Source organism: Streptomyces sp. NPDC127190 (assembly GCF_042672505.1).
Classification (GTDB): domain Bacteria; phylum Actinomycetota; class Actinomycetes; order Streptomycetales; family Streptomycetaceae; genus Streptomyces.
This window is the reverse complement of sequence record NZ_JBHXVE010000027.1, coordinates 1-15146: the sequence shown is the minus strand read 5'-3', so window position 1 is coordinate 15146 and position 15146 is coordinate 1. Positions and strand designations below refer to the sequence as shown.

Annotated in this window: 14 protein-coding genes; 1 reads left to right on the top strand and 13 read right to left on the bottom strand. The window is 70.4% G+C overall.

The annotated features are described in order from the left end of the window. Window positions 1-49: 49 nt before the first annotated feature. The 13 genes from metK to pyrR form a co-directional block, all read right to left on the bottom strand. Entirely contained in the window at window positions 50-1258 is a 1209-nt protein-coding gene (metK, locus tag ACFVIU_RS31290; RefSeq protein ID WP_385846625.1) for a methionine adenosyltransferase, read from the bottom strand. A 249-nt stretch (window positions 1259-1507) separates the two neighbouring features. Then, entirely contained in the window at window positions 1508-2710 is a 1203-nt protein-coding gene (gene coaBC, locus ACFVIU_RS31285) for a bifunctional phosphopantothenoylcysteine decarboxylase/phosphopantothenate--cysteine ligase CoaBC (protein ID WP_385846624.1), read from the bottom strand. Window positions 2711-2812: 102 nt separating this feature from the next. Beyond that, window positions 2813-3085 carry a DNA-directed RNA polymerase subunit omega gene (gene rpoZ, locus ACFVIU_RS31280; protein WP_005319902.1) on the bottom strand — a complete coding sequence of 91 codons (273 nt, stop codon included), beginning with the start codon at window positions 3083-3085 and terminating at the stop codon, window positions 2813-2815. A gap of 52 nt (window positions 3086-3137) precedes the next feature. Further along, the gene (gene gmk / locus ACFVIU_RS31275; RefSeq protein ID WP_385846622.1) at window positions 3138-3695 is read right to left on the bottom strand and encodes a guanylate kinase; all 558 of its coding nucleotides are present in this window, start codon (window positions 3693-3695) and stop codon (window positions 3138-3140) included. Window positions 3696-3755: 60 nt separating this feature from the next. Next, window positions 3756-4079: an integration host factor gene (locus ACFVIU_RS31270; protein WP_003977346.1), complete on the bottom strand. Its 324-nt coding sequence runs from the start codon at window positions 4077-4079 to the stop codon at window positions 3756-3758. Window positions 4080-4380: 301 nt separating this feature from the next. After that, complete coding sequence (gene pyrF, locus ACFVIU_RS31265; RefSeq protein ID WP_385846621.1) at window positions 4381-5226, bottom strand: orotidine-5'-phosphate decarboxylase; 846 nt, start codon at window positions 5224-5226, stop codon at window positions 4381-4383. Next, window positions 5223-6329 carry a quinone-dependent dihydroorotate dehydrogenase gene (locus ACFVIU_RS31260; protein ID WP_385846619.1) on the bottom strand — a complete coding sequence of 369 codons (1107 nt, stop codon included), beginning with the start codon at window positions 6327-6329 and terminating at the stop codon, window positions 5223-5225. The genes pyrF and ACFVIU_RS31260 overlap by 4 nt, the downstream gene beginning before the upstream one ends. A gap of 65 nt (window positions 6330-6394) precedes the next feature. Beyond that, window positions 6395-9703 (bottom strand): carbamoyl-phosphate synthase large subunit, encoded by a 3309-nt coding sequence (carB, locus tag ACFVIU_RS31255; protein WP_385846617.1) that lies wholly within the window; start codon window positions 9701-9703, stop codon window positions 6395-6397. Beyond that, window positions 9696-10838, bottom strand: a complete 1143-nt coding sequence (carA, locus tag ACFVIU_RS31250; RefSeq protein WP_385846616.1) for a glutamine-hydrolyzing carbamoyl-phosphate synthase small subunit — start codon at window positions 10836-10838, stop codon at window positions 9696-9698. The genes carB and carA overlap by 8 nt, the downstream gene beginning before the upstream one ends. Further along, window positions 10835-11395, bottom strand: coding sequence for a hypothetical protein (locus tag ACFVIU_RS31245; RefSeq protein ID WP_385846615.1), 561 nt, complete (start codon window positions 11393-11395; stop codon window positions 10835-10837). Before ACFVIU_RS31245 ends, carA begins: the two co-directional genes overlap by 4 nt. Then, the gene (locus ACFVIU_RS31240) at window positions 11392-12678 is read right to left on the bottom strand and encodes a dihydroorotase (protein ID WP_385846614.1); all 1287 of its coding nucleotides are present in this window, start codon (window positions 12676-12678) and stop codon (window positions 11392-11394) included. The genes ACFVIU_RS31245 and ACFVIU_RS31240 overlap by 4 nt, the downstream gene beginning before the upstream one ends. Window positions 12679-12683: 5 nt before the next feature. Then, window positions 12684-13655, bottom strand: coding sequence for an aspartate carbamoyltransferase catalytic subunit (locus tag ACFVIU_RS31235; RefSeq protein WP_385846613.1), 972 nt, complete (start codon window positions 13653-13655; stop codon window positions 12684-12686). A gap of 91 nt (window positions 13656-13746) precedes the next feature. Next, the gene (gene pyrR / locus ACFVIU_RS31230; RefSeq protein WP_385846612.1) at window positions 13747-14328 is read right to left on the bottom strand and encodes a bifunctional pyr operon transcriptional regulator/uracil phosphoribosyltransferase PyrR; all 582 of its coding nucleotides are present in this window, start codon (window positions 14326-14328) and stop codon (window positions 13747-13749) included. A 252-nt stretch (window positions 14329-14580) separates the two neighbouring features. Here pyrR and bldD point away from each other — a divergent pair, with 252 nt between their 5' ends. After that, entirely contained in the window at window positions 14581-15084 is a 504-nt protein-coding gene (gene bldD, locus ACFVIU_RS31225; RefSeq protein ID WP_014671524.1) for a transcriptional regulator BldD, read from the top strand. Window positions 15085-15146 lie beyond the last annotated feature (62 nt).

Sequence of the window (15146 nt, the reverse complement as noted above, 5' to 3'; positions counted from 1 at the left end):
CCGCGCCCCGGCGCGGCCCCCCGGCCCCCCGGCGGACAGGCGGGCGGGACTACAGGCCGGCGGCGGCGCGCAGCGCGTCCACGCGGTCGGTGCGCTCCCAGGTGAATTCGGGCAGCTCGCGGCCGAAGTGGCCGTAGGCCGCCGTCTGGGAGTAGATCGGGCGGAGCAGGTCGAGGTCGCGGATGATCGCGGCCGGGCGGAGGTCGAAGACCTCGTCGATGGCCTTCTCGATCTTGTCGGTCTCGATCTTGTGGGTGCCGAAGGTCTCCACGAAGAGACCGACCGGCTCGGCCTTGCCGATCGCGTACGCCACCTGCACCTCGCAGCGCGAGGCCAGACCCGCGGCCACGACGTTCTTGGCGACCCAGCGCATGGCGTAGGCGGCCGAGCGGTCCACCTTGGACGGGTCCTTGCCGGAGAAGGCGCCGCCACCGTGGCGGGCCATGCCGCCGTAGGTGTCGATGATGATCTTGCGGCCGGTCAGGCCCGCGTCACCCATCGGGCCGCCGATCTCGAACCGGCCGGTGGGGTTGACCAGCAGGCGGTAGCCGTCGGTGTCCAGCTTGATGCCGTCCTCCAGCAGCGCCTTCAGCTCCGGCTCCACGACGAACTCGCGGATGTCGGGCGCCAGCAGCGACTCGAGGTCGATGTCGCTGGCGTGCTGCGAGGAGACGACCACCGTGTCGAGGCGGACGGCCTTGTCGCCGTCGTACTCGATGGTGACCTGCGTCTTGCCGTCCGGGCGCAGGTAGGGGATCGTGCCGTTCTTGCGGACCTCGGAGAGGCGCTTGGACAGCCGGTGCGCCAGGAAGATCGGCAGCGGCATCAGGGTGGGCGTCTCGTCGGACGCGTAGCCGAACATCAGGCCCTGGTCGCCGGCGCCCTGCCGGTCCAGCTCGTCGTCGTCGCCCTCGACCCGGGCCTCGTACGCCGCGTCCACACCCTGCGCGATGTCCGGGGACTGCGCGCCGATCGACACCGACACGCCACAGGAGGCGCCGTCGAAGCCCTTCTTGGAGGAGTCGTAACCGATCTCCAGGATCTTGTTGCGGACCAGGCTCGCGATGTCCGCGTACGCCTTGGTCGTCACCTCACCTGCCACGTGCACCAGGCCGGTGGTGATCAGCGTCTCCACGGCGACCCGGGAGGTCGGGTCCTCCCGCAGAAGCGCGTCGAGAATGGTGTCGCTGATCTGGTCAGCGATCTTGTCGGGGTGACCTTCGGTCACGGACTCCGAGGTGAACAGGCGACGGGACACAACGCTCCCTGGGGTTGCAGCGGCTGCTGGCTGATCATTTACGGTCGGTGCGCGGGGCTGCGCCCGGCGCCGACCGTGACAGTTTATCGGTCACACTCGGCCGATGGGTCACTGTCTCGCCTCTCGGAAGCGCTGTGACCTGCGGCACGGGGCATTCTGCCCAACGCCGGGCGGCCTTGGCCAGGGTCGCCACGATCAATTTCAGGCGGCCTTCCACTGCTCCGTCCGGTGAGCGGGGCCGCCGCGGGGTCAGCCGAGCCGCGCTGCGACCAGGTCCCAGACGGTCTCGGCCAGGGCCTCCTTGGGCCCGTACGGCACCGGCGTGTCGCTGCCGTCCGCACCCAGCACGACCGCCTCGTTCTCCTCGGAACCAAAGGTCTTGCGCTCGCCGACCTCGTTGACCACGAGCAGGTCGCAGCCCTTGCGGGCGAGCTTGGCGCGGCCGTTGGCGAGGACGTCGTCGGTCTCCGCGGCGAAGCCGACGATCACCTGTCCGGGGCGGGCCCGTTCGGCGGACAGCTCCGCGAGAATGTCTGGATTTCGCACCAGGACGATCGGGTCGGGCTCCTGGCCGTCCCGCTTCTTGATCTTGCCGGCCGCGTAGACGGCCGGACGGAAGTCCGCCACGGCGGCGGCCATGACGACGGCGTCGGCGTCCGCCGCGGCCTTCAGGACCGCCTCGCGCAGCTGTACGGCGGTGCCGACCGGGACCACGTCCACGCCGGCCGGGTCGGGCAGCGCGGTGTTGGCCGCGACCAGCGTCACCCGGGCGCCCCGGGCCGCGGCGGTGCGGGCGAGGGCGTAGCCCTGCTTACCGGAGGAGCGGTTGCCGAGGAAGCGCACCGGGTCGAGGGGCTCGCGGGTGCCGCCCGCCGAGACGACCACATGGCGGCCCTTCAGGTCGGGCTCGGTGACGCCGCGGGCCAGCACCCGGCGGCAGACCTCGAAGATCTCGGCCGGGTCGGGCAACCGGCCCTTGCCGGTGTCGACGCCGGTGAGGCGACCGACGGCGGGCTCGATGACGACGGCGCCGCGCCGGCGCAGGGTCGCCACGTTCTCCTGGGTGGCCGGGTGCTCCCACATCTCGGTGTGCATCGCCGGGGCGAAGACGACCGGGCAGCGGGCGGTGAGCAGGGTGTTGGTGAGCAGGTCGTCGGCGAGGCCGTGGGCGGCCTTGGCGAGCATGTCGGCCGTCGCCGGGGCGACCACCACCAGGTCGGCGTGCTGGCCGATGCGGACGTGCGGGACCTCGTGGACGCTGTCCCAGACCTCGGTGGAGACGGGGTTGCCGGACAGGGCGGACCAGGTGGCGGCGCCGACGAAGTGCAGCGCGGAGGCGGTGGGCACCACGCGGACGTCATGGCCCGACTCCGTCAGCCTTCTCAGCAGCTCGCACGCCTTGTAGGCGGCGATGCCACCGCTGACTCCCAGCACGACCTTGGGCTTGTCCACGCTCACTCCCCGGACTCGGAACCCTGCAACACCAATGACACACCACAGGCCCGGCAGCGTGACTGCCGGGCCTGTGGATAAGTCAATCGCAGTCTGAAAGTACTACTGCGCCGGGCCCTCGATGGCCTCGGACGTCAGCAGACCCGCGTTGATCTCCCGCAGGGCGATCGAGAGCGGCTTCTCGTGGACATGGGTGTCGACGAGCGGACCGACGTACTCGAGGAGGCCCTCGCCGAGCTGCGAGTAGTACGCGTTGATCTGGCGGGCACGCTTGGCCGCGTAGATCACGAGGCTGTACTTCGAGTCGGTGGCCTCGAGAAGCTCGTCGATCGGCGGGTTGATGATGCCCTCGGGCGCGGTGATGGAAGAGGACACGCTCTACCTTCCGATGGATGGGAAAAGATCATTTCTGATCACACACTCGTGATCAGACAACATCCATCAAGGCTAGCAGCTCGCGGGCCACGTCCTCGACGGAGGTGTTCACCAAGGTCTCGTCGAACTCCGGCTCGGCCGCCAGCTCGGTCCGGGCGGCCGCCAGGCGGCGCTCGATGACCTCGGGCGACTCGGTCCCCCGGCCGGTCAGCCTGCGCACCAGCTCCTCCCAGGAGGGCGGAGCGAGGAACACCAGCTGGGCGTCGGCCATGGAGGCGCGAACCTGCCGGGCGCCCTGGAGATCGATCTCCAGCAGCACGGGCTCGCCGTTCTCCAGCCGCTCCTGCACGGCCGCGCGGGGCGTGCCGTACCGGTTGCCGGCGAACTCGGCCCACTCCAGCAGCTCGCCGTTGGCGATCAGCTTGTCCATCTCGTCGTCGGTCACGAAGAAGTAGTGGACTCCGTGCTGCTCACCAGGGCGCGGCTTGCGGGTCGTCGCCGACACCGAGAGCCAGACCTCGGGGTGTTCCTTGCGCATATGGGCGACGACCGTGCTCTTGCCGACCCCGGAGGGGCCGGAGAGCACGGTCAGCCGCGGACGTTCACTCATGCAGCGATTATTCCAGCAATCCCGGGGTGCCCGGGACTCCTGGTCCGACAGCAGCCGGACTCAGGAGCCGGTGCTGCCGAACTCACGCTCCAGGGAGGCGATCTGGTTGGAACCGAGACCGCGCACACGGCGGCTCTCGGAGATCCCCAGACGCTCCATGATCTGCTTGGCGCGGACCTTGCCCACGCCCGGCAGGGACTCCAGCAGGGCGGAGACCTTCATCTTGCCGATGACGTCGTTCTCCTGGCCCTGCTTGATGACCTCGTGCAGGGAGGCGCCGGAGTGCTTGAGTCGATTCTTGACCTCGGCCCGCTCCCGGCGAGCCGCGGCGGCCTTTTCGAGCGCGGCTGCGCGCTGTTCAGGGGTAAGGGGCGGAAGAGCCACGCCTACGTCACCTCGGATGTCGAACTGTCGGATACGGACCGGTGAGGAACCTAGTCGCCCCACACCTGGGGAGCCACGAGCAACACGCTTCACCCGTTCTCCCCCACTGCCTGAAGGGCGTGGGAGGTACCCCCACTGCTCGGAGACTAGCGGGCAAGTTCGCCAGAGTCAGCGAGAACAGCGGAAAAGTCCTGGTCAGCCTCCGTCAGGCCGGACATTTGGGACATAATGCCCCGGTTTTGAAGATGTATTCACACGGAACCCGTCACCACGCCGCCCGCAGGGAGACCCCGCACGGGGGTCAGGCACCCGCCACGGCCGCCTGGATCTCCTCCGCGAACCGCTCGGCCGCCCCGCGCAGCGCCCCGGCGTCGGGACCGTGCCGCAGCACACCCCGGCTGACGTTCGGCACCACGTTGCGCACGGCCGCCCCGAAGACCCGCGGAAGGTCCGCCGGGGTCGCGCCCTGGGCTCCGATGCCGGGCGCGAGCAGCGGACCGTTGACGGCGAGGTCGTACGAGGAGAGGTCGCCGAGCGTGGCGCCGACCACCGCGCCGAAGGAGCCCAGCGGCTTCTCGCCCGCGTTCTCGGCGGCCAGGTGGGCCAGCATGGTCGCCCCGACCGTCCGGCCGTCGGCGCGCACGGCGTGCTGCACCTCGCCGCCCTCCGGGTTCGAGGTCAGCGCCAGCACGAACAGGCCCGCCCCGCTCTCCCGGGCCAGGGCGACGGCCGGGCTGAGCGAGCCGTAGCCGAGGTACGGCGAGACGGTCAGCGCGTCCGAGAACAGCGGGGCGTCCTTGTGCAGGAACGCCTCGGCGTAGGCCGCCATGGTGGAGCCGATGTCGCCGCGCTTGGCGTCCATCACGACCAGGGCACCGGCCGCGCGCGCCTCCTGCACCGACTTCTCCAGGACGGCGAGGCCGCGCGAGCCGAACCGCTCGAAGAAGGCGCTCTGCGGCTTCAGGACCGCCACCCGGTCGGCCATGGCCTCCACGACCGTGCGGCTGAACCGCTCCAGGCCCGCCACGTCGTCGTTCAGTCCCCACTCGGCGAGCAGCGAGGCGTGCGGGTCGATGCCGACGCACAGCGGGCCGCGCTCGTCCATGGCACGGCGCAGCCGGGCGCCGAAGGGCTCGAGAACAGTCATACGGGCTTCCTCACATCGGCGCCGACCGCGTCGGCGAGGGTGGCGTAGGGGCTGGTGCGCAGACGGGCCGCGAGGCCCTTGTGGATCGCCCGGGACCAGAACGGCCCCTGGTAGATGAAGGCGCTGTAGCCCTGGACCAGCGTGGCACCGGCCAGGATGCGCTGCCAGGCGTCCTCGGCGGTCTCGATGCCGCCCACGCCCACCAGGGTGATCCGGTCGCCCACACGCGCGTACAGGCGGCGCAGCACCTCCAGGGAGCGCGCCTTGAGCGGGGCGCCGGACAGCCCGCCGGTCTCCCGCACCAGCGCGGGCGGGGACTGAAGGCCGAGGCCCTCGCGCGCGATGGTGGTGTTGGTGGCGATGATGCCGTCCAGGCCCAGCTCCACGGCCAGGTCGGCGACGGCGTCGACGTCCTCGTCGGCGAGATCGGGGGCGATCTTCACCAGGAGCGGGACGTGCCGGTCCGCCACCATGCGGTCGGCGGCCTCGCGGACGGCGGTCAGCAGCGGGCGCAGGTGGTCGACGGCCTGGAGGTTGCGCAGGCCGGGGGTGTTCGGCGAGGAGACGTTGACGACCAGGTAGTCGGCGTACGGCGCGAGCCGCTCGGCGGACTTCACGTAGTCCGCGACGGCCTCGGCCTCCGGGACGACCTTGGTCTTGCCGATGTTCACGCCGACGACCGTCCGGAAGACGGGCTGCCGGGTCGCCAGGCGGGCCGCCACGGCGAGCGAGCCGTCGTTGTTGAAGCCCATGCGGTTGATGAGCGCGCGGTCCTTCACGAGCCGGAAGAGCCGCTTGGGCGGGTTGCCGGGCTGCGGCTCGCCGGTGACCGTGCCGATCTCGACATGGTCGAAGCCGAGCATCGACATCCCGTCGATCGCGACGGCGTTCTTGTCGAAGCCGGCCGCAAGGCCGAAGGGGCCGTGCATGCGCAGCCCGAAGGCCTCGGTGCGCAGCTCCTTGTACCGGGGCGCGAGGGCCGCCGCGACGAAGGTGCGCAGGCCGGGGACGCGGGCGGCGAGGCGGATCCAGCGGAACGCGAGGTGATGCGCCTGCTCCGGATCCATCCGGGTGAAGACCAGACGGAAGAAAAGCTTGTACATGTACGTGTCCTCATGAAGCCTCATGAAGAGGGGGACACCGTTTCCGGTGTCCCCCTCAAGGGCTGCTAGTCGCGGGCCGCGGTCAGGTGTTCCGCGTGTTCCTGGAGCGAGCGGACGCCCACCTCGCCACGGTTGAGGGCGTCGATGCCCTGGACGGCCGCGGCGAGGGCCTGGACGGTCGTCAGACAGGGGACCGAGCGGGCCACGGCCGCCGTACGGATGTCGTAGCCGTCGAGGCGGCCGCCGGTGCCGTACGGGGTGTTGACGATGAGGTCGACCTCGCCGTCGTGGATGAGCTGGACGATGGTCTTCTCGCCGTTCGGGCCGGTGCCCTCGGACTGCTTGCGCACCACGGAGGCGTTGATGCCGTTGCGCTTGAGGACCTCGGCGGTGCCGGAGGTGGCGAGCAGCTCGAAGCCATGAGCGACCAGCTCGCGCGCCGGGAAGATCATCGAGCGCTTGTCCCGGTTGGCGACCGAGATGAACGCGCGGCCCTTGGTGGGCAGCGGGCCGTAGGCACCCGCCTGCGACTTGGCGTACGCCGTGCCGAAGACCGAGTCGATGCCCATGACCTCGCCAGTGGAGCGCATCTCCGGGCCGAGGACGGTGTCCACGCCGCGGCCCTGGATGTCGCGGAAGCGCGACCAGGGCATGACGGCCTCCTTGACGGAGATCGGCGCGTCCAGCGGCAGCTCGCCGCCGTCACCGCGCTTCGGCAGCAGCCCCTCCGCGCGCAGCTCGGCGATGGTCGCGCCCAGCGAGATCCGGGCGGCGGCCTTGGCGAGCGGCACCGCGGTCGCCTTCGAGGTGAAGGGGACCGTACGCGAGGCGCGCGGGTTGGCCTCCAGCACGTAGAGGATGTCGCCGGCCATCGCGAACTGGATGTTGATCAGGCCGCGCACGCCGACGCCCTTGGCGATGGCCTCGGTGGAGGCGCGCAGCCGCTTGACGTCGAAGCCGCCGAGGGTGATCGGGGGCAGGGCGCACGCCGAGTCGCCGGAGTGGATGCCGGCCTCCTCGATGTGCTCCATGACACCGCCGAGGTACAGCTCCTCGCCGTCGTAGAGCGCGTCGACGTCGATCTCGATCGCGTCGTCCAGGAAGCGGTCGACGAGGACCGGCCGGGACGGGCTGATCTCGGTCGACTCGGCGATGTAGCTGGCCAGGCGGGTCTCGTCGTAGACGATCTCCATGCCGCGGCCGCCGAGGACGTACGACGGCCGGACCAGGACCGGGTAGCCGATCTCGTCGGCGATGGCCTTGGCCTCGGCGAAGGTGGTGGCCGTGCCGTGCTTCGGGGCGGGCAGACCGGCCTCGGCGAGGACCCGGCCGAAGGCGCCGCGGTCCTCGGCGGCGTGGATGGCCTCCGGGGAGGTGCCGACGATCGGCACGCCGTTGTCCTTCAGGGCCTGCGCGAGACCCAGCGGGGTCTGGCCGCCGAGCTGGACGACGACGCCCGCGACCGGGCCCGCCTGCTGCTCCGCGTGGACGATCTCCAGCACGTCTTCCAGCGTCAGCGGCTCGAAGTACAGGCGGTCGGAGGTGTCGTAGTCCGTGGAGACGGTCTCCGGGTTGCAGTTGACCATCACGGTCTCGTACCCGGCGTCGGACAGCGCGAAGGAGGCGTGGACGCAGGAGTAGTCGAACTCGATGCCCTGGCCGATGCGGTTCGGGCCGGAGCCCAGGATGATGACGGCCGGCTTCTCGCGGGACGCCACCTCCGACTCCTCGTCGTAGGCCGAGTAGAAGTACGGCGTCTTCGCGGCGAACTCGGCGGCGCAGGTGTCGACCGTCTTGTAGACCGGGCGGATGCCGAGCGCGTGCCGGACCTCGCGGACGACGTCCTCGCGCAGGCCGCGGATCTCGCCGATCTGCTGGTCGGAGAAGCCGTGCCGCTTGGCCTCGCCGAGCAGTTCGCGCGTCAGCTCGGGGGCCTCGGCCAGCTCGTCCGCGATCTCCTTGATCAGGAAGAGCTGGTCCACGAACCAGGGGTCGATCTTCGTGTAGTCGAAGATCTCCTCCGGCGTGGCGCCCGCCCGGATGGCCTGCATGACCGTGTTGATCCGGCCGTCGGTGGGCCGTACGGCCTCGCGCAGCAGGGTGTCCTTGTCGCCGGGGTCGCCGACGAAGGTGAACTGGCTGCCCTTCTTCTCCAGTGAGCGCAGCGCCTTCTGGAAGGCCTCGGGGAAGTTGCGGCCGATGGCCATGGCCTCGCCGACCGACTTCATGGTGGTGGTCAGCGTGGAGTCGGCCTGCGGGAACTTCTCGAAGGCGAAGCGCGGGGCCTTGACGACCACGTAGTCGAGCGTGGGCTCGAAGGAGGCCGGGGTCTCCTGGGTGATGTCGTTGGGGATCTCGTCCAGGGTGTAGCCCACCGCCAGCTTGGCGGCGATCTTGGCGATCGGGAAGCCGGTCGCCTTGGAGGCGAGCGCCGAGGACCGGGACACGCGCGGGTTCATCTCGATGACGATCACACGACCGTCCTCGGGGTTCACCGCGAACTGGATGTTGCAGCCGCCGGTGTCGACGCCGACCTCGCGGATCACGGCGATGCCGACGTCCCGCAGGATCTGGTACTCGCGGTCGGTCAGCGTCATCGCGGGCGCGACGGTGATCGAGTCACCGGTGTGCACGCCCATCGGGTCGAAGTTCTCGATGGAGCAGACGACCACGACGTTGTCGTGCTTGTCGCGCATCAGCTCCAGCTCGTACTCCTTCCAGCCGAGGATGGACTCCTCCAGGAGCACCTCGGTGGTCGGGGAGAGCGTGAGGCCCTGGCCGGCGATGCGGCGCAGCTCCTCCTCGTCGTGCGCGAAGCCGGAGCCGGCGCCGCCCATGGTGAAGGACGGGCGGACGACGACCGGGTAGCCGCCGAGGGTCTCGACGCCCTGGAGGACGTCGTCCATGGTGTGGCAGATGACCGAGCGGGCGGACTCGCCGTGCCCGATCTTCTTGCGGACCTCCTCCACGACCTCCTTGAACAGGTCGCGGTCCTCGCCCTTGTGGATCGCCTCGGGCTTGGCGCCGATCAGCTCCACGCCGTACTTGGCCAGGACGCCGTTCTCGTGCAGCGAGATCGCGGTGTTCAGGGCCGTCTGACCGCCCAGGGTGGGCAGCAGGGCGTCGGGGCGCTCCTTGGCGATGATCTTCTCGACGAACTCGGGGGTGATCGGCTCGACGTAGGTGGCGTCGGCGATCTCCGGGTCGGTCATGATCGTCGCCGGGTTGGAGTTGACGAGGACCACGCGCAGGCCTTCGGCCTTGAGCACGCGGCACGCCTGGGTGCCGGAGTAGTCGAACTCGGCGGCCTGGCCGATGACGATCGGGCCGGAGCCGATGACCAGGACGGACTGGATATCGGTGCGCTTAGGCACGCTGGCCCTCCATCAGGGAGACGAAGCGGTCGAACAGGTAGGCGGCGTCGTGCGGACCGGCGGCCGCTTCGGGGTGGTACTGGACGGAGAAGGCGGGCTGGTCGAGCAGCTGGAGCCCCTCCACGACGTTGTCGTTCAGGCAGACGTGCGAGACCTCGGCGCGGCCGAACTTCGTCTCGCTGACCTGGTCGAGCGGCGCGTCCACGGCGAAGCCGTGGTTGTGCGCGGTGACCTCGACCTTGCCGGTCGTACGGTCCTGGACCGGCTGGTTGATGCCCCGGTGGCCGTACTTCAGCTTGTAGGTGCCGAAGCCGAGCGCACGGCCGAGGATCTGGTTGCCGAAGCAGATGCCGAACAGCGGCGTCTTCCGCTCCAGGACGGCGGTCATGAGGGCCACCGGGCCGTCGGCGGTCGCCGGGTCGCCGGGGCCGTTGGAGAAGAACACACCGTCCGGGTTGACGGCGTAGACGTCCTCGACGGACGCGGTCGCGGGCAGCACGTGCACCTCGATGCCGCGCTCGGCCATGCGCTGCGGGGTCATGCCCTTGATGCCGAGGTCGATCGCGGCGACGGTGAACTTCCTGGTGCCGATCGCGGGGACGACGTACGCCTCCTTGGTCGCGACCTCCTCGTACAGGCTCGCGCCCTTCATGTGCGGCTGGGCCTGCACCCGGGCGAGCAGCTCGGAGTCGGCCGCGATCGCCTCGCCGGAGAAGATGCCGGCGCGCATGGAGCCGCGCTCGCGCAGATGGCGGGTGAGGGCGCGGGTGTCGATGCCGGAGATGCCGACCACGCCCTGCCGCTCCAGCTCGTCGTCGAGGGAGCGCTTGGCGCGCCAGTTGGACGGCACGCGCGCGGGATCGCGCACGACATAGCCGGAGACCCAGATACGGCTCGACTCGTCGTCCTCGTCGTTCCAGCCCGTGTTGCCGATCTGCGGGGCGGTCGCGACGACGATCTGGCGGTCGTACGACGGGTCGGTGAGGGTCTCCTGGTAGCCGGTCATGCCGGTGGAGAACACGGCCTCGCCGAAGGTCTCCCCCACGGCCCCGTAGGCGCGGCCGCGGAAGAGGCGGCCGTCCTCCAGGACGAGAACGGCGGGAACCCTGGCGGCTCCCCTGGTGGAGGTCGTCATCGTGCGCCTTCCGTGTCGTTGATCATGTGGTTCAGGGTGTCGGCCCACTCGGTGTGCTCGGCCGCGTGGTCGGAGCGGAACCCGGAGTCGATCAGCTTGTCGCCGTGTGCCCAGGTCACCACCAGCAGCCCGCCCTCGGTGAGGACCTTGCCGGCGATGCCCTTGTCGAGGCGGGCGCCGCGCAGCGCGGCGGTGGGGACGAAGAAGTCGGTCGCTCCGGGACGCTCGACCTCCAGGCCTTGGTCGGTCAGGGTCAGCTCGACCCGGCTGCGGGTGCCGAGGCCGTGGGCCACGATCCGGTCCAGCCACTGTCCTGCCGTGGTGGAGCCGTGGTAGCGGCCGCTCAGCTTCAGTTTCGCCGGACCGGTCTGCTGCGGCGCGCCGGGCAGCGCCGGCAGGTCGCCCTGGAGCGTGCCGCGCCACTTCCAGCCCTCGCGCATCAGCCAGTAGACGAGCGCGACGAAGAGCAGGAGTCCGACGAGCCAGCCGATGCGGGCCGGCCAGTCGGTGACCTCGGCCGATCGCTTGGCCTCGGCCAGCAGGATTACTGGTGTCACGTGAGCTTCCCGTCGACGAGCGTGGCCTTGCCCCGCAGCCACGTGTGCGTCACACGGCCCGGCAGCTCGCGGCCCTCGTACGGGGTGTTGCGGCTGCGCGAGGCGAAGCCCGCGGGGTCCACCTGGCCACGGTATGCCGTGTCGACGAGGGTGAGGTTGGCGGGCTCACCTGCCGAGACAGGACGGCCGTGCCCGGTGGCCTGTCCGATCTGCGCGGGCTTGACGGACATCCGGTCGGCGACGCCGGCCCAGTCCAGCAGGCCCGTGTCGACCATGGTCTCCTGGACCACTGACAACGCGGTCTCCAGGCCGACCATGCCCATGGCGGCGGCGGCCCACTCGCAGTCCTTGTCCTCGTGCGGGTGCGGGGCGTGGTCGGTGGCGACGATGTCGATCGTGCCGTCCGCGAGCGCCTCGCGCAGGGCCATGACGTCGCGCTCGGTGCGCAGCGGCGGGTTGACCTTGTAGACGGGGTTGTACGTGCGCACCAGCTCGTCGGTGAGGAGCAGGTGGTGCGGGGTGACCTCGGCGGTGACCTGGATGCCGCGGGACTTGGCCCAGCGGACGATCTCCACCGAGCCGGCGGTCGACAGGTGGCAGATGTGGACGCGGGAGCCGACGTGCTCGGCGAGCAGCACGTCCCGCGCGATGATCGACTCCTCGGCGACGGCCGGCCAGCCGCCCAGGCCCAGCTCGGCGGAGACGATGCCCTCGTTCATCTGGGCGCCCTCGGTCAGCCGCGGCTCCTGCGCGTGCTGGGCGACGACACCGCCGAAGGCCTTCACGTACTCCAGCGCACGGCGCATGATCACCGCGTCGTCCACGCACTTGCCGTCGTCGGAGAAGACGGTCACGCCCGCGGCCGACTCGTGCATGGCACCCAGCTCGGCGAGCTTCCGGCCCTCCAGGCCGACGGTGACGGCACCGATGGGCTGGACGTCGCAGTAGCCGTGCTCCCTGCCGAGCCGCCAGACCTGCTCCACGACACCGGCGGTGTCGGCGACGGGGAAGGTGTTGGCCATGGCGAACACGGCGGTGTAGCCGCCACAGGCGGCCGCGCGGGTGCCGGTGAGGACCGTCTCGGAGTCCTCGCGGCCCGGCTCACGCAGATGGGTGTGCAGGTCGACCAGGCCCGGCAGCAGCACCTTGCCGCCGGCCTCGACCACCTCGGCGCCGTCGGCGGACAGGCCCGTGCTGACCGCCTCGATGACCTCGCCGTCGATCAGCACGTCCTGCGGCTCGCCGCCGAGCACCTTCGCACCACGGATCAGGATCTTGCTCATGGGTCTTACTTCTCCTCAGTGCGGGTCTGGGCGGGCTCGTTTCCGCCGAGCAGCAGGTACAGCACGGCCATCCGGATGGAGACACCGTTGGCGACCTGCTCGACGACGGTGCAGCGCTCGGAGTCGGCGACCTCGGCGGTGATCTCCATGCCGCGCACCATCGGGCCGGGGTGCATCACGATGGCGTGCTCGGGCATCTTCGCCATGCGGTCGCCGTCGAGGCCGTAGCGCCGCGAGTACTCGCGCTCGGTCGGGAAGAAGGCGGCGTTCATGCGCTCGCGCTGGACGCGGAGCATCATCACCGCGTCCGACTTCGGCAGCACGCTGTCGAGGTCGTACGACACCTCGCACGGCCAGGTCTCGACGCCGACCGGCACCAGGGTGGGCGGTGCGACCAGGGTGACCTCGGCGCCGAGGGTGTGCAGCAGGTCCACGTTGGAGCGGGCGACCCGGCTGTGCAGGACGTCGCCGACGATGGTGATCCGCTTGCCTGCGAGGTCCTGGCCGAGCCCGGCGTCCCGGCCGACCAGCCGGCGGCGCATGGTGAACGCGTCCAGCAGGGCCTGGGTGGGGTGCTGGTGGGTGCCGTCGCCGGCGTTGATGACGGCGGCGTCGATCCAGCCGGAGTTCGCCAGGCGGTAGGGCGCTCCGGAGGCGCCGTGCCGGATGACGACGGCGTCGACGCCCATGGCCTCCAGCGTCTGGGCGGTGTCCTTGAGGGACTCGCCCTTGGACACGCTGGAGCCCTTGGCGGAGAAGTTGATGACGTCCGCGGAGAGGCGCTTCTCGGCGGCTTCGAAGGAGATACGCGTGCGCGTGGAGTCCTCGAAGAAGAGGTTGACGACGGTGCGGCCGCGCAGGGTCGGCAGCTTCTTGATCGGCCGGTCGGCGACCCGGGCCATCTCCTCGGCGGTGTCGAGGATCAGGACGGCGTCGTCGCGGGTGAGGTCGGCGGCCGAGATGAGATGACGCTGCATCTGTCAGGCTCCGTAAGGCGATTCAAACGGGAGGATTCGGGCAAATCCGGGCGCGTGCCGGCAGGCCGGAGCGAGCCGTGCGCCTGGCTTGCTACTGGTCGGCCGGCTTGACACCGAGCAGCACGGTGTCGCGACCGTCCTCCTCGGCGAGCTGGACCTTGACCGTCTCCCGCAGCGACGTGGGGAGGTTCTTGCCGACGTAGTCGGCACGGATCGGCAGTTCCCGGTGGCCGCGGTCGACCAGGACCGCCAGCTGCACCGCGCGCGGGCGCCCGATGTCGTTCAGGGCGTCCAGGGCGGCGCGGATGGTGCGGCCGGAGAAGAGCACGTCGTCGACGAGGACGACCAGGCGGCCGTCGAGGCCGTCACCGGGGATCTCGGTGCGAGCGAGCGCGCGCGGCGGATGCATGCGCAGGTCGTCGCGGTACATCGTGATGTCGAGCGAGCCGACGGGGACCTTGCGGTCGGTGATCTGCTCCAGCTTGGCGGCGAGCCGCTGGGCGAGGAAGACGCCGCGCGTCGGGATGCCGAGGAGCACCACGTCGTCGGCGCCCTTGGCGCGTTCGACGATCTCGTGGGCGATACGGGTCAGCACCCGCGCGATGTCGGGGCCTTCGAGAACGGGCCGGGCATCGGACGCCTGCGGATGCGCATACGGGTCGTGCTTGTCCATACGAAACGGACCTCCTTCTCCGCCTCACGGGACGGACCTTAAAGGACGTCGGAATTGCGCCATCCACCGTATCAGGTCCCCGGGAGCCCTCCGATCACCCCCTTGGCCTAATCGGTGGTCACTACCACGGAAGAGTCGGTGTGGACCATTCGGCTTGACGCAGAAGAGTCACGCTGCGTAACCTCACAGTGAGTTACCAGCCGCGCGGCGGGAAAACAGCCGGCCGCGTCGACACAGTGTCCGGGGAGCTATATGTCCAGCGAATACGCCAAACAGCTCGGGGCGAAGCTCCGTGCCATCCGCACCCAGCAGGGCCTTTCCCTCCACGGTGTCGAGGAGAAGTCCCAGGGTCGCTGGAAGGCCGTGGTGGTCGGTTCGTACGAGCGCGGCGACCGCGCCGTGACCGTGCAGCGCCTTGCCGAGCTGGCCGATTTCTATGGCGTTCCGGTGCAGGAGCTCCTGCCGGGCACCACGCCGGGCGGCGCCGCCGAGCCGCCGCCGAAGCTGGTCCTGGACCTGGAGCGGCTGGCCACCGTGCCGGCCGAGAAGGCGGGCCCCTTGCAGCGGTACGCGGCCACGATCCAGTCCCAGCGCGGTGACTACAACGGCAAGGTGCTGTCGATCCGCCAGGACGACCTGCGCACACTCGCCGTCATCTACGACCAGTCGCCCTCGGTCCTCACCGAGCAGCTGATCAGCTGGGGCGTCCTGGACGCGGACGCGCGCCGCGCCGTGGCCACCCACGAAGAGGCGTAACCGCTCCAGCGGGGCCAGCAGAAACGTGCCGCCGGGGTGGCCGGAACCTTATGGGTCCGGCC